Annotated in this window: 17 protein-coding genes and 1 pseudogene; 14 read left to right on the forward strand and 4 right to left on the reverse strand. The window is 43.9% G+C overall.

Features of this window, described 5'->3' with window-relative positions:
• Positions 1-238: pseudogene (locus DWW81_RS13360) on the reverse strand (helix-turn-helix domain-containing protein); the annotation flags it as partial.
• Positions 239-489: 251 nt separating this feature from the next.
• Here DWW81_RS13360 and DWW81_RS00580 point away from each other — a divergent pair.
• Genes DWW81_RS00580 through DWW81_RS00590 form a run of 3 tightly spaced genes read left to right on the forward strand, consistent with a single transcriptional unit; the run spans position 490 to position 2,775 of the window.
• Positions 490-1,347: a pyridoxamine kinase gene (locus DWW81_RS00580; RefSeq protein ID WP_117858381.1), complete on the forward strand. Its 858-nt coding sequence runs from the start codon at positions 490-492 to the stop codon at positions 1,345-1,347.
• A gap of 21 nt (positions 1,348-1,368) precedes the next feature.
• Positions 1,369-1,875 carry a tRNA (cytidine(34)-2'-O)-methyltransferase gene (locus DWW81_RS00585; protein ID WP_117896255.1) on the forward strand — a complete coding sequence of 169 codons (507 nt, stop codon included), beginning with the start codon at positions 1,369-1,371 and terminating at the stop codon, positions 1,873-1,875.
• A 27-nt stretch (positions 1,876-1,902) separates the two neighbouring features.
• Positions 1,903-2,775, forward strand: a complete 873-nt coding sequence (locus DWW81_RS00590; protein WP_117896257.1) for a DegV family protein — start codon at positions 1,903-1,905, stop codon at positions 2,773-2,775.
• Between the two features lie 70 nt (positions 2,776-2,845).
• Here DWW81_RS00590 and DWW81_RS00595 read toward each other — a convergent pair whose 3' ends face one another.
• Complete coding sequence (locus DWW81_RS00595) at positions 2,846-5,371, reverse strand: InlB B-repeat-containing protein (protein WP_181982624.1); 2,526 nt, start codon at positions 5,369-5,371, stop codon at positions 2,846-2,848.
• 254 nt (positions 5,372-5,625) lie between these two features.
• Here DWW81_RS00595 and DWW81_RS00600 point away from each other — a divergent pair, with 254 nt between their 5' ends.
• Positions 5,626-7,377, forward strand: a complete 1,752-nt coding sequence (locus tag DWW81_RS00600; protein WP_117896260.1) for a helix-turn-helix transcriptional regulator — start codon at positions 5,626-5,628, stop codon at positions 7,375-7,377.
• 99 nt (positions 7,378-7,476) lie between these two features.
• Here the strand turns inward: DWW81_RS00600 and DWW81_RS13155 are convergent, their stop codons facing one another.
• Positions 7,477-9,030: a cohesin domain-containing protein gene (locus DWW81_RS13155; protein WP_181982625.1), complete on the reverse strand. Its 1,554-nt coding sequence runs from the start codon at positions 9,028-9,030 to the stop codon at positions 7,477-7,479.
• 495 nt (positions 9,031-9,525) lie between these two features.
• Between DWW81_RS13155 and DWW81_RS00615 the strand changes: the two genes are divergently transcribed.
• Positions 9,526-11,271 (forward strand): SH3 domain-containing protein, encoded by a 1,746-nt coding sequence (locus tag DWW81_RS00615; RefSeq protein WP_242989534.1) that lies wholly within the window; start codon positions 9,526-9,528, stop codon positions 11,269-11,271.
• A 51-nt stretch (positions 11,272-11,322) separates the two neighbouring features.
• Here DWW81_RS00615 and DWW81_RS13160 read toward each other — a convergent pair whose 3' ends face one another.
• Entirely contained in the window at positions 11,323-11,496 is a 174-nt protein-coding gene (locus tag DWW81_RS13160) for a hypothetical protein (RefSeq protein WP_022288469.1), read from the reverse strand.
• A gap of 362 nt (positions 11,497-11,858) precedes the next feature.
• On the opposite strand from DWW81_RS13160, the gene leuC reads away from it, so the two are divergent.
• The 9 genes from leuC to DWW81_RS00660 all read left to right on the forward strand — a co-directional run bounded on the left by leuC (position 11,859) and on the right by DWW81_RS00660 (position 20,515).
• On the forward strand, positions 11,859-13,121 hold the full coding sequence (gene leuC / locus DWW81_RS00620) for a 3-isopropylmalate dehydratase large subunit (RefSeq protein WP_038670838.1): 1,263 nt from the start codon (positions 11,859-11,861) through the stop codon (positions 13,119-13,121).
• A gap of 91 nt (positions 13,122-13,212) precedes the next feature.
• On the forward strand, positions 13,213-13,602 hold the full coding sequence (locus DWW81_RS00625; RefSeq protein WP_022288467.1) for a hypothetical protein: 390 nt from the start codon (positions 13,213-13,215) through the stop codon (positions 13,600-13,602).
• A 27-nt stretch (positions 13,603-13,629) separates the two neighbouring features.
• Positions 13,630-14,109 carry a 3-isopropylmalate dehydratase small subunit gene (leuD, locus tag DWW81_RS00630; RefSeq protein ID WP_022288466.1) on the forward strand — a complete coding sequence of 160 codons (480 nt, stop codon included), beginning with the start codon at positions 13,630-13,632 and terminating at the stop codon, positions 14,107-14,109.
• Between the two features lie 73 nt (positions 14,110-14,182).
• A complete protein-coding gene (locus DWW81_RS00635) occupies positions 14,183-14,857 on the forward strand; it encodes a hypothetical protein (protein ID WP_117896263.1) in 675 nt (224 codons plus the stop codon).
• 1 nt (position 14,858) lies between these two features.
• A complete protein-coding gene (gene leuB / locus DWW81_RS00640) occupies positions 14,859-15,941 on the forward strand; it encodes a 3-isopropylmalate dehydrogenase (protein WP_117896265.1) in 1,083 nt (360 codons plus the stop codon).
• A 34-nt stretch (positions 15,942-15,975) separates the two neighbouring features.
• Positions 15,976-16,941: a PP2C family serine/threonine-protein phosphatase gene (locus tag DWW81_RS00645; protein ID WP_046440093.1), complete on the forward strand. Its 966-nt coding sequence runs from the start codon at positions 15,976-15,978 to the stop codon at positions 16,939-16,941.
• A 65-nt stretch (positions 16,942-17,006) separates the two neighbouring features.
• A complete protein-coding gene (ilvB, locus tag DWW81_RS00650) occupies positions 17,007-18,698 on the forward strand; it encodes a biosynthetic-type acetolactate synthase large subunit (RefSeq protein ID WP_117891309.1) in 1,692 nt (563 codons plus the stop codon).
• A 26-nt stretch (positions 18,699-18,724) separates the two neighbouring features.
• Positions 18,725-19,303: a hypothetical protein gene (locus DWW81_RS00655; protein WP_117896267.1), complete on the forward strand. Its 579-nt coding sequence runs from the start codon at positions 18,725-18,727 to the stop codon at positions 19,301-19,303.
• Positions 19,304-19,360: 57 nt separating this feature from the next.
• Positions 19,361-20,515, forward strand: a complete 1,155-nt coding sequence (locus tag DWW81_RS00660; RefSeq protein ID WP_046440086.1) for an AI-2E family transporter — start codon at positions 19,361-19,363, stop codon at positions 20,513-20,515.
• The last annotated feature ends 175 nt before the right edge of the window (positions 20,516-20,690 follow it).

Here is a 20,690-nt window from a genome sequence, read left to right on the forward strand (position 1 = left end):
TCCTGAGACGATGCCATAGTTCGGGAAGCTCAAGTGTCGGGTTCCGTTTGTGATACCTTTTGATAAGATCTATTTCTTCCTTGGTATGCTCATTGGGATGATGATGCGGTCGGCGTGATTTAACTGCAAGGGACTCCACACTTCCGTCCCAGCGTTTCAGCCAGAAATATATATATGAACGTGATTTATTGTATTTTCTGCTCGCTCGGCTCACTCCATATTTCTTTGCGTAATTCATTAAGGATTGACGAAACTTCATATCTTGTGTTATACTATTCATGAGAGATAGGCTTCCTTTCTGATTTGAATTTGGTGTGGTAACTTTATTTTATCAGATTTTTGTCTATCTCTCTTTTCTTTTTTCTTAATTTTGTCCAATATCTATTGTAGCACTACAAAAAAATATTGCCGACAAGCCATGGACTATTGAAAAATCCTGATGGATATGTTATAATAATGTTTATGAGTATTTTTTAAGAGGGTTTTATTATGCAGGGTTGTAAAAAGGTTGTTTCCATTCAGGATATATCAGGTCTTGGCCGGTGTTCGCTAACAGTGGTGATACCTGTGCTTTCCGCTATGGGCATTCAGGTGTGTCCTGTGCCTACGGCTGTGCTTTCGGCACACACCGGCTACAGCGAGTTTGTTATGAGAGATCTTACAGACTTTATGAAGCCTGCATTGGAACACTATAAAAAAATGGATATGAAATTTGACTGTGTGTACAGCGGGTTCCTGGCTTCAAGCGAGCAGATAGACCACTGCCTTGAGTTTTTCGAGGCTTTTCCTAACGCCCTGAAGGTCGTAGACCCTGTTATGGGTGACGGCGGAAAGGCATATAAGACCTACACAAAGGAGCTTTGCAGCCGTATGGTCGAGCTTGTAAAGGTGGCGGATATAATCACGCCTAACCTCACAGAGGCGGCTATACTTCTTGGTGAGGAATATCCTACGGCTTCAATGCGCAGCTCTGAGATAAAATCATGGCTTGTAAGGCTTTCAAAGCAGGGCGCAAAGATCGTTGTTATCACAAGCGTAAATCTTGCAGACGGCGGAATGTCAACTGTGGGCTATGATAAAGAAAATAACAGCTTTTGGAAAATAAAGAATGATTATGTTCCTGCACACTATTCAGGAACGGGAGATATGTTCACAAGTGTTCTTATTGGAGGACTTCTCAAGGGTGACAGCCTGCCTATCGCAATGAACAGAGCCACAGCGTTCACAGAGCTTACTGTCAAGACTACATACAGCTACCAGACCCCATGGACAGACGGTCTTATGCTGGAGGGTCAGCTTCCTTGGCTCACAAGCTATCAGGAGCTTAGGGACTATACGAATTTGTGATATCTGGAAGTGTTACCGAAGATGAACAGACTTAATATCGTGCTTGTAGAGCCGCAGATACCGCAGAACACAGGCAATATTTCAAGGACTTGTGCAGTGACAGGTGCGGCACTGCATCTTGTGAAGCCTTACGGCTTTGAGATAAGCGACAAAAAGCTAAAGCGTGCAGGGCTTGATTACTGGGATAAGCTTGAAATATACGAGTATGATAATATTGATGACTTTTTTTCTAAGAACAGCGGCGAGTTCTATTTCTTTACCACAAAGGGCAGAATGGTACACTCAGATGTGGATTATCCGCATGATAGGGAAGTGTATATAATTTTCGGCAGAGAGGACAAGGGGCTGCCTGAGAAACTGCTTTATGAAAATCCCCAAAGCTGTGTGAGGATACCAATGAGGAAAACGCTCAGAAGCCTTAATCTGTCAAACTCAGTGGCAATAGCCTGCTATGAGGTGTTAAGACAGTGGGACTATCCCGACCTTGGCAGAGAGGGCAAGCTGACGCAATATACGTGGGACGAATAAAATAAATAAAAAACGGAGGGTGAATTTATGGCCAAAATAAAATTTCTTACCGACTCAGCGAGCGATATCACTGAGGAGCTTGAAAAAAAGCTGGATATCCAGATAATGAATTTCAAGGTGGCAATGGGTGATGACAGCTACACATCAAGGATAGATTTCGACAACGAGAAATTCTACAAAATGCTTGACGATTTTGACGGCATACCTGTTACATCGCAGATAACAGCCTTTGAATATCAGGAAACTTTTGAGAAGCTCTACAGCGAGGGCTATACTGATGTTATAAACACTACCATAAACTCAAAAGGCTCGGCAACATACAACAACGCAGTTATGGCGGCAGAGGAGTTTTATTCCGCTCACCCTGAGGCAAAGGGCAAGTTCACTATATACAATATAGACGGAGAGAGCTACACAGGAGCGTATGGTTATGCAGTAGTTCAGGGCGCAATGAAAGCCACAAAGGACGTTCCTGCGGCTGATATCGTGGCATTTATGGAGGATTGGATAAAGAACTGCGTTATTTTCTTTGCACCATATACACTCAAATATGCAAAGAAGTCAGGAAGGATTCCGTCTGCGGCAGCTTTTGTGGGCGAGGTAATGGGTCTTAGACCTATCATGAGGATACATGACCATGCTATCGTTACAGAAACAAAGGTAAGAGGCGACAAGGCTATTGTGCCAAAGATACTTGACCTGACTGTAAAGGAAATGATACCGCAGACACCTTACTGCATCGTTTACGGCAATGACGAAAGCGTGAGAGATGAAATGGTGCAGGCTATGACGAAGAAGGTGGGCTATCCACCTGTGGAGTGTTTCCAAATAGGTGCGGCAATTGCAATAAACGCAGGTCCAAAGGTGACGGGCGTTATCTTTAAGGCACAGAACGAGTAAATTTGATATGGATATAAAAAGACGGACGTTTCGCTTTGAAACGCCCGTCTTTTGTCAGCTCATGCTGTTGTTATTTGTTTTTGCGTGATCTTCTGCCTGCCACTACAAGTCCGCTTCCAGCTATAACGAATGTAAGCAGTATACCGCTAACATTATTGCCTGTGTTAGGGTTTGTGCTTCCTGCGTTGTTCTTGGCAGGGTTCTTGCTGTCAGTATTTGAGTTGCTGTTTGCGCTTGTGCCACTGTTATTTGAACTTGTGTCTTTGCTGTCTGAGTTTGTATCGCTGCTGTCAGAGCTTGTATCATTTGCCTTTGGTGTCATAGTCAGGTCAGTGATGACCCACATGGTGCCGTCAGAACCGTCGCTCGTATCATTTTCATAGCGTTTGTAATTCACAAATTCGCCGTTGATTTTCAGCTTAGTATCTGGTCCGAATATGTAAGAGGTATTTTCACTTTCAACAAAACCAACAGCTTTCACATACACGCCGTAATGATATGTCTTTCCACTTTCAAAAGTGGTTATCTTATTTTCATAAGCGCCGCTGAAGAAATCCGCAGAGATCGCACCTGTCTTGCTGTCCAATTCCCACCACTCGCAATTGTATGCATACTTCACGCCTTCAGGACTCTTGCCGGTAAAAACGGGCTTGTCGCCGTCCTTGAAGCTGACGGTGACATCATTTATCTCCACCACATCAATAACTTTCACGGTGGACGGCGTCATGGTCAGAACATTGCTGAACCAAATGGTCTCACCGCTATCATCCACATCGATCTGATCGGGTGTCAGGGTGATTTCTTCGCCGTTGATATAGAGCTTCGTGTTCTGATCGAAGCGGTAGCCCTCTTTCATGCCCAAATCGGAAATCTTGAAATATACGCCATAGGTATAGCTTTTGTCGGCTTCAAACTCCGTAATGAGCTTGCCGTTATAGCGAGTGTTCCAGAAATCGCTTGATGTGATGCCATAACCATTATCTGCGTCCCACCGCTGATGATCGGTGTCAACGATAGGGTCAATGACACCGGTGCTGAAAAGCGGTTTATCTCCGGCATTAAAGTTGATAATGGCATCAAGTCGGATCTCTTCAACAGCCTGACTGGGGCGTGTCTCTGTTCCGTAGGTAATAAGACAGGTTTTGCCGTCATTCATTACATCGACCCACGAGCCGAAAGGCAGGCTTGCTCCATTCAGCGTAACATTTTCATCTTTCAAATTGCTGTCAAAGGTGTAGCCGTCCTTTGCTTTAAGTTTTACGGAATATCTATATCTTCCGCCCTTCTCAAAAGTATTGAATCGAACATCGCCGTCCGAATAGCAGCTTTCATCAGAATACCAGTAGCCAACCGTGTGCATGGTGTCGTTGGCGTCCTTTTCCTGCTTTTCCCAGCACTCAAAGAGAATATCATATTTATCCTGATTAGTGCCTGTTCGCTTGGCCGATGCCTGCGGGGCATTGCCCGGCTGATAATCGAGCTTCACGTTTTCGATATCGATCATGTTAATACTGCTTAAAGTTGCCGCAGGCGTCCAATGTGCTTTTAGAGTAATATTCCCAGCGATCTTGGTATCAAAGGTATACTTTGCATCATTTAGATACCACCCAGCAAAATCATAGCCGTTCCTCTTCGGTTCATTTGGCTCGATCGCAGAAGTATTCAATACCTTTTGCTCTGACACTGCACTTCCGCCGTCTGAATCAAATGTCACTGTGAACTCATCAAAAGACCATGGAAATACACCACAGTTCTCGATCGTACCTCCAGAAATGACAACGATCGCCGTATTGTTTTTGCCATATACTGCATTGCCGAGACCTCCCAAGTCTACCTTGCAGTCCTTAATTGTGCCGCCGGTCATGGTGAAGCTGCCATTTTCGTATATGTTCACTGCACCGCCATTATTGCATGCAGAACAGTTTTCAATCGTTCCGCTGTTCATCACGAAGAAGCCGCCCTGCTTGACAAATACAGCACCGCCGTCGTCCTCCGCTCTGCAGTTGCTGATCGTACCATCGTTCATTGTAAATGTGCAGCCCATGCCTATATCCACAGCAGCGCCGTCATCACCTGCTTTGCAATCCTTAATAGTACCGCCGTTCATAACGAACTTGCCGTACTTGACCGGAGCTTCCGTTACACCAGTGTTGGATACATCCACTGCGCCGCCGTCTCCGTCGGCATCCGTGCAATTCACGATACTGCCGCTCTCTAGAGTAAGCGTTCCGCCCTTGACTTCAAATCCGCAGTTCTTGTTCTGCCCATCGATCTTGCCATTTGTGCCGCTGTCCTTTACTGTTAGGTTTCCGCTGCCGCGCACCCGAATTATATCCTCATCTGTCGAGCTGCAGCTCAGGGTATATCCGTTGAGATCAAGAGTAACAGTGCGCTCCACATCTAGTTCCCAGGTGGTCTCAATGTTTCCGCCCAACTTGATCTCTGCAAATTCCGTATTTTCCAATGCCGACTTCAGTTCCGTTTCATTACTGACTGTAGAATTTTCAGCAAATGTCAACATAGACATTTGTGGTGCTGCCAAACATAGGGTAAGGATAAAAGCGGTTATTCTCCCTTGCAGTGATCGTTTTTTCATAATATACATCTCCTTTTGATATTATATTTTTTCTCATGTTCGTTATTATCCTATAAGCACACCTCCATTACTTTGTATTTTCCCTAATGTGATATCCTTTATCACATTATAACAAATCTATGAATAAATTTGTGATTTATTTCATAATAGTCATATGCCAATTCTGAAATTATATATCGTGGGGGACTTCCTTTTTTGATAAATATGATATATAATTAACGTAATACCATATGACAGCGGGAGGGATCGTTAAAATGAAGTTTTGCGAACAGCTTGGTAAGTATATAGAACAGCTTTCCTGCACGGCAAAGGAGCTTTGCGAGTTGTCAGGGATATCTCCCTCAACATTTAGCAGATACAGAAGCGGAGAGAGAATACCTGAGATAGACACTGTGGCGTTTGACGGGCTTTGCAACGCTCTTGAGGCTGTGGCAAGGGAAAAAGGCTATGGCGATATGACAAGGGAGAACATAAAAAGAGCCTTTCTTGACTGTGAAGATATTATACCTGCCGACAGAGAGTCTATGCGGCAAAATTTCAATACCCTTATCTCAGCCCTTGATATAAACATCAAGCGTATGTGCAAGGAGATAAATTATGATGTTTCCACCGTTTTCCGTATACGGAACGGTACTAGAAAGCCTGCCGACCCTGAACGCTTTGTCACCGCAATAGCAGGCTTTACTGCAAGGGAGCTTAAAACTCCCACAGAGATATCAGCGGTCGCACAGCTTGTGGGCTGTAATGAAAGTGATATAGAGGATGTGTCACAGCGTTATGAAGTGATATGCAAATGGCTGTTCAGCGATCATGCCGGACAGAGCAGAGAGATAAAAAGCGGTGGAATTGAAAAGTTTCTTGATAAGCTTGATGAGTTTGACCTGAACGAATACATAAAGGTGATACGTTTTGATGAAATGAAAGTACCTGCATTGCCTTTTCAGCTTCCTGTGTCAAAAAGTTATTTTGGCATCAAGGAAATGATGGAAAGTGAGCTTGATTTTCTGAAAGCCACAGTCTTATCACGTTCTAATGAGCCTGTGATAATGTACAGTGATATGCCTATGAAGGAAATGGCTGATGATCCCGAATTTCCGAAGAAGTGGATGTTCGGTATGGCTCTGATGCTTAAAAAGGGTCTGCACCTTTGTCAGATACATAATCTTGACCGCTCCTTAGATGATATGATGCTTGGTCTTGAAAGCTGGATACCGATGTATATGACGGGGCAGATAGCGCCTTACTATTTGAAAAACGTACAGAATAATGCTTTTTTGCATTTGCTGAAGGTATCAGGTGCGGCGGCTCTTTCAGGGGAAGCCGTGGCAGGCTTTCACAGCGAGGGCAGATATTATCTGACTAAGTCCAAAAAGGAGCTTGGATATTATCGTAAACGTGCCAATGATCTGCTTTCAAATGCCTGCCCGCTTATGGAGATATATCGAAGTGACAGGAAAAAAGATTTCAGCGATTTTCTCACTGCCGACTCTTACAGACGTGGCGGGCGCAGGAGTATTTTATCTGCTCTGCCTGTTTATACTATGGATAATGACCTGCTCAATAGTATACTTGACAGAAATGGCATTGACGACCGCTGGGGCAGAGATATAAAAGCTTATGTCAGCGAGCGTAAAAAGCGAGTTGAGAGCATACTGGAAACCATGACCATAGAGGACGAGATATGCTGTCTTTCCCGAGAGGAATTTGAAACACGTCCCCATGCCCTTGACCTGTCGGGTGTATTCTGTGCCAGTGATGTTCTTTACAGCTATGATGATTATTCTGCACATTTAAAAAGCACAGAACGCTATGCACAGACACACGAAAACTATAGCCTTAAATATGCTAAGCGGCAGACCTTCTGCAATTTGCAAATACTGATCCATGAAGGTCAGTGGGCGATGATATCAAAGGGAAACGCGCCTGCTATACATTTTGTTATACGACACCCGAAGCTGCTCAGCGCCTTAGAGAATTTCATTCCGACTGTTATAGAAGATCAATAAAATGCAGGATCACACTATCCCCTTGGTGTCCCTGACGAAAAAACGGACGCTTCCGATGGAAACGTCCGTTTTTATAGCCAAAAGAAATATATTCGGTTATTATTCTTCGTCCTTTGCGGCAAATCTGTTGAAGATAAATGCAAATATCGCAAAAATAACATATCCTGCGGCAATGACAGTAAGAATGTTCTTTGTCATTTCAACACCTGTTGACGGATTTACTTTTGAGCTGTCAGCCTGCGATGAGGCCTCGTCAACTATCTGCTGTATCTTTTCTGTTGCCTGTGATCCTGTAAGCTCCTGCGAACTGTCGCCCTCGCTTACTGTAGTAACGGCCGCACCGACATTTGCAGGCTGTCTGGCTGCTGTTGTGGTAGTGCTTTCAGGCTGTGTGTTTTCGTCAGCCTTTGGCTCTGTGCTTGCTGTTGTAGTAGTTGTGGTCGTTGTATCGTCAGCAGGCTTTGGTTCTGCCGCTGTGACCTTTGTAACGGCTGATGTGTCAACTGCTTCCTTGACAGGCGTTACTTCCACGGAAGCTATCTGAAAATCTGCATTTGCCTTTAAGTAATAAAGCTGTACGAAAACCTCGTCACTTGTTCTTGAAGGGTCAAGATCTGAGTATATCCACTGTGCTTCCTCGCCGCCTGTGAGCTTCGTGCTCTGTGCAGACCAGCTTCCGTCTACCAATGCACCGACTGCACCGCTTGCGTTGCCTGATGACTTTACGTTGACCTTTACATTGTAATGCTGTGAATAGTCTGTTATGTAGTCAGAAAGCTTGAAACCGAACTGAAGGGAAGTTTCGCTGTTGAAGTCAGCGTCACCCTGCTTGTGTGTGAAAAGCGGTTCGGACTCAGGCTGTGCAGATGTTGCAGTTGTAGTGGTCTGAGTTTCGCTCTTTGCTGTTGTAGTCGTTGTGGTGGTTTCAGCAGGCTTTGTTGTAGTTGTTGTAACTTTCTCAGACTTAACCTTAGTTGTGGTAGTCGCTTCGGACTTGGTCGTAGTCTTTGCTGTAGTCGTTGTAGTCGTGGTCGACTTTGATGTAGTTGTAGTAGCTTCAGCCTTAGATGAAGCAGTCGTAGTGGTCGTTGCAGGAGTTGTTGTGATCTCCTCCCCTGCACTGACAGTGAGCGGTGAACCCTCTGTAGGTGCTGAGTATGAAACTGACTTGTATCCACCGTCAGCTTCCGCCACCATTGTTTCAACCTCTACCCAATAGTTTATCTTGCCTGTTACGCCGTCCTTTACCTTGAAAGTCGCAAGGGCAAGGTCTGTTTTGTCCTTTATGTTAGAGCCTGTGAGGTTTGCACCGACTATTTTTATAGTGCCTGATGAAGCAACATAGTTGGTTATAACAGAGAATTTGCTTCCCACATTGTATGTACTCTCGCTCTCCTCATCGGTCGGCACGTATACTGTTACCTTTGACGGGTCATAATGCAGGTCTATAGTGAAGCCTGCAACGCCTGTTTTATCAGGTTCAAGGCTCGCTTTTACGTTTATGCTGTCGCCTGCCTGTGCAAAGTTCTTGTCGCTTGTGAGCTTTATCTCGTTTCCGCCTGATGCACTAGCCACTGTGGAAACAATGCTCGTGAGCATAAGAAACGCTGTTGCCACCGACAGCGCCACCTTGTTTATTTTCAGTTTTTTCATTTGATACCTCCGTTGCAAAATCGTGTTTTTCTGTCAGTATTTTGCTCTTGATTAATTTTGTTTACTATTGTTTTGTCTTTAATTTGTAATATTTCATTATAAAATATTACAAGTTCTGTTACCTTTGTCGTAATAGGATTATATCACAATATAAAGTAACACGTCAATAGTCAAAACAGCGAAAATAAGCATATTTTTTTGGATATATTTATAATGAGAGCTTTTGCGTCACAATATGTATGTACCGATCAACAGCAAAGCCACTAAATAGGCTGTAATAAATCTGTAACTTTTAAGTGAAAGCTGCATTTTACTAAATGTAAATTTTTTATGAATCAAAAAGACTGTTGACAAAGCCCTTAGAAATGTACTATAATGAGGGTGAAGTTTTGTACTTGATACAGAAAAATGTACAAACCAATGTGTGTAAAAATAAGGACTTATACATAGGCGTGCCTTGTTGCGGTATTGCCTATATCTTCTGAGGTGAACGAGTTGATAAAAAAGATGATTTCATATATCCTGTCATTTGCTATTGCAGCGTCAATGGCGGCTTCATGTTTGACGGCTTCGGCGGCAAATATGACGGGAAGCTGTACGGCAGACGTTCTGAACGTTCGCAGCGGTGCAGGCACAGGCTATTCTAAAACAGGCACAGTAAGCTATGGCGACAGCCTGACTATACTTTCCGAAACCACCGACTCAAGCGGTGCGAAATGGTATAAGATATCATGCGGCAATGTGACGGGCTATGTTTCTGCTGCATATGTTCAGCTAACATCAAGCGGCTCGCAGGGAAGTTCTGACGCTGATTTTGAGAGCTATATGACAAAGCAGGGCTTTCCTGAAAGCTATAAACCATATCTGCGAAAGCTCCATGAACAGCACCCAAAGTGGATATTTACCGCTCAAAAGCTTGGCGTGGATTGGAACACTGCGTTAAAGGAAGAATGTGTTGTGGGCAGAAACCTTGTCCACTCGTCGGCACTGGCTTCATGGAAGTCAATGGAAAAGGGTGCATATGATTTTAACGGCGGTTATTGGTATGGGCTTGACGGCTCGTGGGTGGCGGCTTCAAAAGAGATAATAATGTATTATATGGATCCGAGAAATTTTCTCAACGATACATACATTTTCATGTTTGAAAATCAGTCATATGATCCTTCTTATCAGACGGAAAGCGGTGTAAAAACTATTCTTGCAGACACTTTTATGAGCGGAAGCTACACTTGTCCTGACACAAAGAAAAAGTATACATATTCGCAGACCTTTATGGACGCTGCAAAGAAATCGGGCGTTTCACCTTATCACCTTGCTTCAAGGTGCAGGAACGAGCAGGGCGTAAATGGTGCGCCGCAATCCCTTGGTACTGTGAAAGGCTATGAGAATTATTTCAACTTCTTTGACATTCAGGCTTATGCGACCTCTACCATGACAGCCGCAGAAATGGGCTGTAAGTATGCAAAAACTACTAATCCGACCTATCTTCTTCCTTGGACAAATCAATACAAGTCCATAGTGGGCGGCTCGATATTCTTAGGCACAGGCTACATAACAAAGGGTCAGGATACCCTTTATCTGCAAAAATTCGATATGGTAGACGGTGGAAACGGCCTTTATTATCATCAGTATATGACCTGCGTTTTTGGTCAGGCGAATGAAGCCATAAGCCTAAAAAACGCCTATTCTCAGGATATTTTGAACAGTGCAATGGAGTTCAAGATACCTGTTTACAACAATATGCCTGATAAACTTTGTCCAAAGCCTACAAGCAGTGGAGATAACAACAATTATCTTAAATCTCTGAGCGTTTCAGGCACGAGCATTTCACCAAAATTCGATAAGTTCACCGCAAGTTATACTGCCAAAGTCAATGCGGAGGTTTCTTCCGTTACTATAAACGCAAACCCTCTTGGCAAAAGTGCAAAGGTGTCTGGAAAGGGCAAGGTGAGCCTTAAAACGGGCGAAAACACTGTCAAGGTCACCTGCACGGCGGCAAGCGGTGTAAAACGGACGTACACCATAAAAATAACAAGAAAAGCCGCTTCACAGACTCTGCAGCAGGGAGATGTGAATGGTGACAAGTATCTGACAGTTGTGGACGCTTTGCTCATGCTGCGTTACAATGCAGGCAAGACGAAGCTTGATTCCGCTCAGCTAAAGCGTGCGGATATGAACGGTGATGGAAAGGTCGATGTTATCGACGCTCTTACGCTGCTGAAAAAGATAAGTCAGAGTTAAAAATGCAAAAAAACAGGAGCGTTACCACCATGGTACGCTCCTGCATGAGGGCTATTTCATCATCATTGAAATGCCGTCCATTACGTCACCGATAGCTCTGATAGCACGTCCTGTGCGGCTTTTGAGCATTTTCTTTTCGCTTGATGTCGCCTCTGTGACTGCATAAGCCACTGTTCCTGCGGCTATCGCCATTGAAACGCCTGTTATCATTGACTTCATCTTCATTGCTGTTTCCTCCTTTTTTCTTTGTAATATTATTTTTCGCAGAAAGAGAACAGCTATGCCATGCAAATGAAGTCAAGAGGGCTGACGGTATTTTCCCGTGAATGTTCGTATTTTGTGATGTTGTGAAGGATATTTCAGTTGATACGCAGTGCTATTGTTAAAAATGTGATTAAAATTTTCGCATTTTATATGTAAATGTAAAAGAGATATGTTCATATCTCAAACGTTTAGTATAAATATTATTCATAGATATATAATAAATATGTATTTGCATTAACATCAAAATAGTGGTATAATAAATGGGTATAAAAAATAAAGGATCTTGGTATGCTCTGAGATCTGATAGTAAGGAGTAATATTAAATGGGTATGACAATGACTCAGAAAATTCTGGCAGCCCACGCAGGTCTTGACGAAGTCAAGGCAGGTCAGCTTATAATGGCAAACCTTGACCTGGTTCTCGGCAACGACGTTACGTCACCTGTGGCTATAAACGAGTTCAATAAAGCGGGCTTCACAGATGTTTTCGATAAGAATAAGGTCACAATGGTCATGGATCACTTTGCACCTAACAAGGATATCAAATCCGCTACACAGTGCAAGACCTGCCGTGATTTTGCTTCAAAGTATGACATAAAGAATTATTTCGACGTTGGCGATATGGGCATTGAACACGCTCTGCTTCCTGAAAAAGGACTTGTCGCTCCAGGCGACTGCGTTATCGGTGCTGACTCACATACTTGTACATATGGTGCACTTGGCGCATTCTCAACAGGTATCGGCTCAACAGATATGTGCGCTGGCATGGCAAAGGGAAAGACTTGGTTCAAAGTTCCTGCCGCTATCAAGTTCAATATCGTAGGCAAGCTTCCAAAGTATAGTGCCGCTAAGGACGTTATACTTCATATAATCGGCATGATAGGCGTTGACGGCGCACTTTACAAGTCTATGGAATTTTCAGGCGAGGGTCTGAAAAACCTTTCCATGGAGGACAGGCTTTGCATGGCTAACATGGCTATCGAAGCAGGTGCAAAGAACGGCATATTTGCAGTTGACGATGTTACACTTGATTACATCAAGGATAAGGTAGACAGAGAGTATAAGATATACAAGGCTGACGACGACGCTGAGTATGAGGCTGAATACACTATCGACCTCAGCCAGATAAAGCCTACAGTTGCTTTCCCGCATCTGCCTGAGAACGCAAGAACATTTGACGATATCCCGGAGGTCAAGATAGATCAGGTGGTCATCGGTTCATGTACGAACGGAAGAATAGAGGATCTGAGATGTGCCGCTGAGATACTTGACGGCAAAAAGGTGGCAAAGAACGTTAGATGTATCGTTATCCCTGCCACACAGAAGGTATATATGCAGGCTATGAAAGAGGGTCTGCTGGAGATATTCATAAATGCAGGCTGTGCGGTTTCTACACCTACCTGCGGTCCATGTCTTGGCGGACATATGGGTATTCTTGCAAAGGGCGAAAGAGCCGTTGCAACAACAAACAGAAATTTCGTGGGACGTATGGGTCACCCAGAATCAGAGGTTTATCTGGCTTCACCTTACGTTGCCGCCGCTTCAGCTGTGACAGGCAAGATCTCACAGCCGTCGGAAGTTATGTGATATTCGGGGAGAAAATCAGCTGACAGATCTTGCGTTGGGGGAATAATTGATATGCGGTATGACCGCATATACGACTTGGGAGCGAGAACAGATGAAAAATTATCTTAGGGAAATATTCTCCGATATACTTCTTAGTATTGTTACAAAGAAGTACGGAACTTCACTAAATGACTATCAGCGTGAGGAGAAGGCTGACGAGATCATTCAGGAACTCCATGACAAAAATACATTTACCGTGGAAATGACGCAGGCTCTTATTGACAAGAAGGGCTTCAATACCTTTTATACCTCCAATATCGGGGGTACACCTGTGTATGCTCTCGTTAAAGAGGGAATGTTCCACAAGGTAAAGATCTGCTATTTTATTACAAGAAACAAGGATACTATAGACGGCCCGTATCTTGAAAAGATATATGAGGAACTTAGAAAACAGGCGATAGGAGAAAATATATTCCATTCGTCAGAGTTCAAGCAGGGCTGATAAAGTTTGACGAAAGGGGTTTTCATAATGAAAGCTTGCGGAAAAGTACATAAATACGGGGATAACGTAGACACAGACGTTATTATCCCTGCAAGATACCTCAACACACCTGATATGCAGGAGCTTGCACAGCATTGCATGGAGGATATTGACGTTGACTTTGCAAAGAACGTTCAGAAAGGCGATATAATGGTAGCAAAGAGCAATTTCGGCTGCGGTTCATCAAGAGAGCATGCGCCTGCTGCTATCAAGGCGAGCGGAATATCCTGCGTTATAGCAAAGACATTCGCAAGAATATTCTACAGAAACGCTATAAATATCGGACTTCCTATCATCGAGTGCGAGGAAGCTGCTGAGAAGATAGATAACGGTGATGAGGTGGAGATAGATTTCGACAGCGGTGTTATCACAAACAAGACCAAGAATGAGACTTATCAGGGTCAGTCATTCCCTGAGTTTCTTATCAATATCATCAACAGCAATGGTCTTCTTAACTCACTTAAATAAGATATTTTGAAGCTTTAAGGGGGATCTCTCAAAAGGGGTCGCCCTTGAACTGTTTCTATGAAGGGGTGAAGCTTTGAAAGCTAAAAAGCTATTTGCAGCACTTGCAGCAGGGGTAATGCTGGTGTGCAGCGCAGGCTGTTCTAAAAAAGAGGAGAGCAGCGGTAAATTTGAATACAGCAGCAAGGATTTTCTGCCTTTTATGGTAATGGTGGACGGCAGCAAGATAGACCTGACCCTAAGCTCTGCAGAGATAAACAGAAAGCTTGGCGGAAGTTTTGCAAGGGGAACTGCTTCAAACAGCAGTATAGTGCTTGTGGAAAAGGACGAAAAGACCGATAAAAAAGGCGTTACAACAAAGACCTTTGCCTGCAATAAGCCTGAGATAAATGGTGCTGGATTTTCCACTTTCAACGGACTTTGGGCGAATATAGACGAAGCAAGCATAGACAGCACTGTTTCACCCAACAGCATAAAGATCAAAGGCTCTGACGGTTTGTCTTACTACTGGTCATATTATATGGACGGCGAGGAGATAGACTATAGTCAGGTGAACTTTGACGGCACTGATACGGCGGACACTTATATGCAGTATCAGCTCAAAGGCATGGCTGCTGACGATTATTGCAAAAAGAAGCTTATTGACGGCGAGTGTTCGGTCTATACAGGCATTTTGTTCATGACAGCCGAAAAGCAGAGCTATTCCTGCGAGATAAGCGTTTCGACTTTAAATTCTGAGGAGGAAAAATAACATGGAAAAGAAAATAACAGTTATAAAGGGCGACGGGATAGGCCCTGAAATAGTAACAGAAGCACAGAAGGTCCTCGACAAGGTTGCTGAAAAGTTCGGTCATAAGTTTGTTTATACTGATATCCTTATGGGCGGCTGTTCTATAGATAAATATGGCGTTCCGCTTACAGACGAGGCTGTCGAGGTAGCAAAGAACTCAGACGCAGTTCTGCTTGGCTCTATCGGCGGAAATACTTCCACTTCACCATGGTATAAGCTTGCTCCGAACCTCAGACCTGAAGCCGGACTCCTGAAAATAAGAAAAGAGCTTGGTCTGTTCGCTAACCTGCGTCCTGCAAATCTTTATCCTGAGCTTAGAGAAGCTTGCCCCCTTAAGGACGATATAATCGGCGACGGCTTTGACATGATGATAATGAGAGAGCTTACAGGCGGTCTGTATTTTGGTGCGAGAAAGACAGAGAACGTTGACGGCGTTGAAACTGCCGTTGATACTCTTACATATAACGAAAACGAGATAAGAAGAATTGCTATCCGTGGCTTTGACATCGCCATGAAGAGAAGAAAGAAGGTTACAAGCGTTGATAAGGCTAACGTTCTTGATTCTTCAAGACTTTGGAGAAAGGTAGTAAACGAGGTAGCTAAGGATTATCCAGAAGTCGAGCTTGAGCATATGCTCGTTGACAACTGCGCAATGCAGCTTGTAAGAGATCCTAAGCAGTTTGACGTTATCCTTACAGAGAATATGTTCGGTGATATCCTTTCGGACGAAGCCGCAATGATATCAGGCTCACTCGGTATGCTGGCTTCCGCTTCACTGAATGACACAAAGTTCGGTATGTATGAGCCTAGCCACGGCTCTGCACCTGATATCGCAGGACAGGATAAGGCTAACCCTATCGCTACTATCCTTTCAGCTTCAATGCTTCTGAGATTTTCTTTCGATATGGATAAGGAAGCAGACGCTATCGACAATGCTGTCAAGAAGGTGCTTGAGACAGGCTACAGAACAGGGGATATCATGTCAGAGGACATGAAGCTCGTTGGCTGTAAGGAAATGGGCAGTCTTGTTGCAGATATGATATAACAGCACGATACCAGTTTTCAGACGGTGATAATAAATGTATTATTATATTTTCGGAATAACAGACAAGGGAAATTACCGTGAACAGAATGAGGACTGCATTTTAATAGACCACGAGGTCATCAACAGCGGCAGCTATGAATCAACTGTCGCTGCTCCTTTTATTGCAGCCGTTTGCGACGGCGTTGGCGGAGAAAATGCAGGAGAGGTCGCCTCGGAGCTTTGTTTAAGGCATCTTTCCATTCTTGAATATAATTCAGGGGTGGATATGAAAAGAACGCTTATTGATGTTCACAACAAAATAAAAAAGCAGGGCGTAAGGGCTGAAAACGCTGCAAATATGCAGACCACCCTGTGTTGCCTTGCAGTGGACGAGGAAAGCAGAGCAATGTGCATAAACGTTGGCGACAGCAGAATGTACCGCTATGTGAACGGCACTATCAGACAGATATCTGTTGACCAATCCTATGCACGATATATGTATGAGCATGGCAGGATAGAAGATGTGTCAGAGCTTGAGCCACAGTATCAGAATGCCATAATATCTTCTATCGGCAGCACTCTTAATGAACCTGATGTGGCACAAACACCGTTGGTGGCTGATTTTGGCAAAGAGCCTGACGATATGATAATCATAGTGTCAGACGGCGTGTCGGATTACGTTTCTGAGGAAGAAATGGTGGTGGGGCTTGGTCTTGACCTTTCTGTTTCTGAAAAGCTTGGAGCTATAATGGAGCTTGCTCTCACAAACGGCGGAACTGACAATGTTTCCGTTGTGGGCATAAAGCCTTATCTTGACGATCATGAGCTTAAAACGCTCACAGCAAAAAAGGCTGTGGAAAAGACAGTGAGTGTGCAGGATATGCTTGAAAGTAAGAAGCCTGAAAAGGCGGAAGCTGTAGAGGAAAAGAAGCCTGACGAGCAGACAAAGCTTTTCTCTGATACGGTGGACGAGCTTATGAGCCAAATGAATGAAAGTATTGACTTTTTAAAGCAGATATAGTATAATCATATATTGATATATTTTTATGATTTTAGATGTATTTTGTAATTTGGAGGAAATAAAAAATGTTGAAAGAGTTACGTGGCTCAGACGTTATAATTGAATGTTTGCTGGAGCAGGGCGTCGATACAGTGTTCGGTTATCCGGGCGGAGCAGTTCTAAACATATATGACTCGCTGTATAAATATTCTGATAAGATACACCATGTTATCACCGCCCATGAGCAGGCTGCCTGCCATGCGGCTGACGGATATTCAAGAACAACAGGCAGAACGGGCGTTGTTATCGCAACTTCAGGTCCAGGTGCTACGAACCTTGTAACAGGTATCGCCACAGCTTATATGGATTCTATCCCTATGGTGGCTATCACAGGAAACGTAACAAGAGATCTGCTTGGTCTTGACTCTTTTCAGGAGGTAGATATCTGCGGGATAACAATGCCTATCACAAAGCATAACTACATTGTGAAAGACCCTGCGGAGCTTGCTGATATTATCAGAGAAGCTTTCTATATTGCAAACGAGGGCAGAAAGGGTCCTGTTCTTATAGATATACCAAAGGATATCACAGGCGCACTTATGGTCTATGAGAAGAAAGAGCCTAAGAAGGTAGTAAATCACAATCCTGAGGGCATAAACGAGGAGATAGCTGCTGCGGCAGAGCTTATAAAGAATGCTGAGAAGCCTTTTATCTACGCAGGCGGCGGAGTTGTTTCTGCTGATGCAACAGAAGAAATGGCTGAGTTCGTAAGAAAAGTGGACGCACCTGTTTCATTGTCACTTATGGGTCAGTGCGCACTTGACAATACTAAGGACTGCTATATTGGTATGCTTGGTATGCACGGCACAAAGACAGCCGCTATGACGCTCAGCGAATGTGACCTTATGATAGTTCTTGGCTCGAGATTTTCCGACAGAGTTCTTTGCAACGCTAAGACATTTGCAAAGGATAAGAAGATCATACATATTGATATAGACCCTGCCGAGATAGGCAAGAATATCGATGTTTACAGCCATGTTACTGGAGACGTTAAGTATATCCTTGCAAAGCTTTGCGAGCTGCTTCCTGATATGAAGCACGAGGCTTGGATGAATACTGTTATGGATTGGAAAAAGCAGTATGCACTGAGAATGGTGCCTATCGAGAGCGAGGACGAGGTGCTTCCGCAGGACGTTATCGAGGAGCTTGACAGACTTACAGATGGCAAGGCTATCATCTCCACAGAAGTCGGTCAGCATCAGATGTGGGCTGCACAGTATTATAACTTCAAGTGTCCAAGAAGCTTTGCTTCAAGCGGCGGACTTGGTACAATGGGCTACGGCTTTGGCGCAGGAATGGGCGCAAAGGTGGGCAACCCTGACAGAACTGTAGTAAACATCGCAGGCGACGGAAGCTTCTTCATGAACTGCAACGAGCTTTCTTCACTTGCAAAGCATAAGATACCGCTTGTTGAGCTCGTTTTCGAGAATGACGTTCTCGGAATGGTAAGACAGTGGCAAAGACTTTTCTACGGCAAGAGATTTTCTCAGACTAACATTGAAAGAGGAACAGACCTTATGAAGCTTGCCGATGCATTTGGCGTTGAGGGCATAAGGATAACAAAGAAATCCGAGATAAAGCCAATGCTTGAAAAGGCACTCAAATGCGGTAAGCCTTGCCTTGTGGACGTTATCATCAACAAGGATATAAACGTTCTTCCAATGGTACCTGCCGGCGCAGACGTTTCACAGCCGATAATGAATATCGAACTTGATTAAGAAATCGAAATATAGGGGGTAATAAAATGGTAAAATATCCAAATGCCGCAAGCGGTATCAAAAAGGTGTTTCTGGCAAAGATCATAGGTGTTATAGGAGTTCCGCTTGCTTTTATACCGGGGATAGGCGCACTTCTTTTGATGACTTGTACCGTAGCCGCAACTATTTTCAACGTATGGGGAATACTTGAAGCTTCAAAAGACCATAATGGTTATCAGACAGCTCTTGTTTTCACAGTGGCTGATCTTATCTTTTCAATAGTTGACACATTTATTGACAATAATGCGATATCAAGTGTTCTGAGTTTTGCTGGCAATGTAATGAACATAGCGGTGCTTTATTATATCTGCAAATCAACAGGCGACCTGCTCAGGGACGTGAAGAACTACGGCCTTGCAAACAAGGGCGACCATGTGTGGAATGTAAACAAGACCTGCCTTATTGTCATGGCAGTGTGCCTTGTTGTGGCATTTATCCCGATACTGAACATTCTCGCTGCAATTACATCACTGATAGTCGCTGTTGTGACTATCTATGCGTCTGTGGTATATCTGATCTATCTCTATCAGAGCGGACAGTATCTCAGCCTTAACACTAATTTCTAAGCGATTTGAGAGCTGTACGGCAAAGGCTGTACAGCTCGTTTTTGTAAGGAGAAACTAATGAAATTCACAAAAAAATTCAAAGAAAATGCAGCCCTTGTGGTTCTTGGCGTAGTGCTTTTTTGGGGATTGACCAACTATGATAAGTTTTTTAGACTTCTGGGCGTAATGATTGGGGTCTTGAAGCCTGTTATATTTGGCTGTATAATCGCATTTATCCTGAATGTGCCAATGTCAGGCATTGAAAAGAGGCTCTTTAAGAAGCCTAAAAAAGAGAAATATGCCAAAACTGTGGAAACGCTGAAAAGGCCATGTTCGATAGTGCTGACCTTTCTGCTTTGCCTAGGCGTTGTGGCACTTGTGTGCTGGCTTATTATCCCTGCACTCATAAAGACTTTCTCTCAGCTTTCAGACGATATCCCTGTACTTATTTCAAATATTTCCAACAAGCTCAACAATTCCCCTGAGATAGCAGGTTGGCTTGACAGAATGAATATAAGCACTGCTGATATTATCGATAAGGTTACAAGCTGGCTGAAAGACGGCGTTGTGATCTTGAACACACTCAGTTCAACAGTAAGCTTTGTGACAGATCTTTTCTCAGGTCTTGTGAACTTCTTCTTGGGAATCTGCTTTGCAGTCTATATGCTTGCCGCAAAAGAGCGGCTCAAAGACCTGTGCAAGCGCATAAGCTGTGCTTTTCTCAGCAATCGTATCACCGACCGCATAAGCCGTATATGCCGTCGCTCTATCGACACTTTTGCGAACTTTCTTGTGGGTCAGACCACTGAAGCAATTATCCTCGGCTCTCTTTGCGGTATTGGTATGGCTATCTTCCGCTTCCCGAATGCAGTGCTTATAGCCATACTCGTTGCCTGCACTGCACTTATCCCTATTGTGGGAGCTTTTCTTGGCTATGTGGTGGGCTTCCTGCTTATATGCGTGACGGATTTCAAGCAGGCTGTGCTGTTTTTGTTGTTCATGTTCATTATTCAGGCTATTGAGGGCAATCTTATCTATCCAAAGGTGGTAGGAAACTCGGTTGGTCTGCCGTCACTATGGACACTTTTCGCTATCACCATAGGCGGAAACCTCTTTGGCATATTCGGAATGTTCATTGCTGTTCCTGTGTTCTCTGTTATATACTGCACTTTTGGAGAGGTAGTCAACTACAGAAATGAAAAGAGAGCTGTCAAGGTGGAGGACATATCATAATAAAATAATCCGTACAAAAAAGGCTGCACAATTTCGTGCAAACTTGAGCTTATTGACAACGTCCTAAATAAGTGGGACGTCGAGGGCGCCGTCCCCTACAATTTATGTAAATACGCTGTTCATATGTAGGGGCGACCTCAGGTCGCCCCTTTATTATAGTTTTTCGACACACAAA

Source organism: Ruminococcus sp. AF17-1AC, assembly GCF_003461385.1.
Taxonomy (GTDB): Bacteria; Bacillota; Clostridia; order Oscillospirales; family Ruminococcaceae; genus Hominimerdicola; species Hominimerdicola aceti.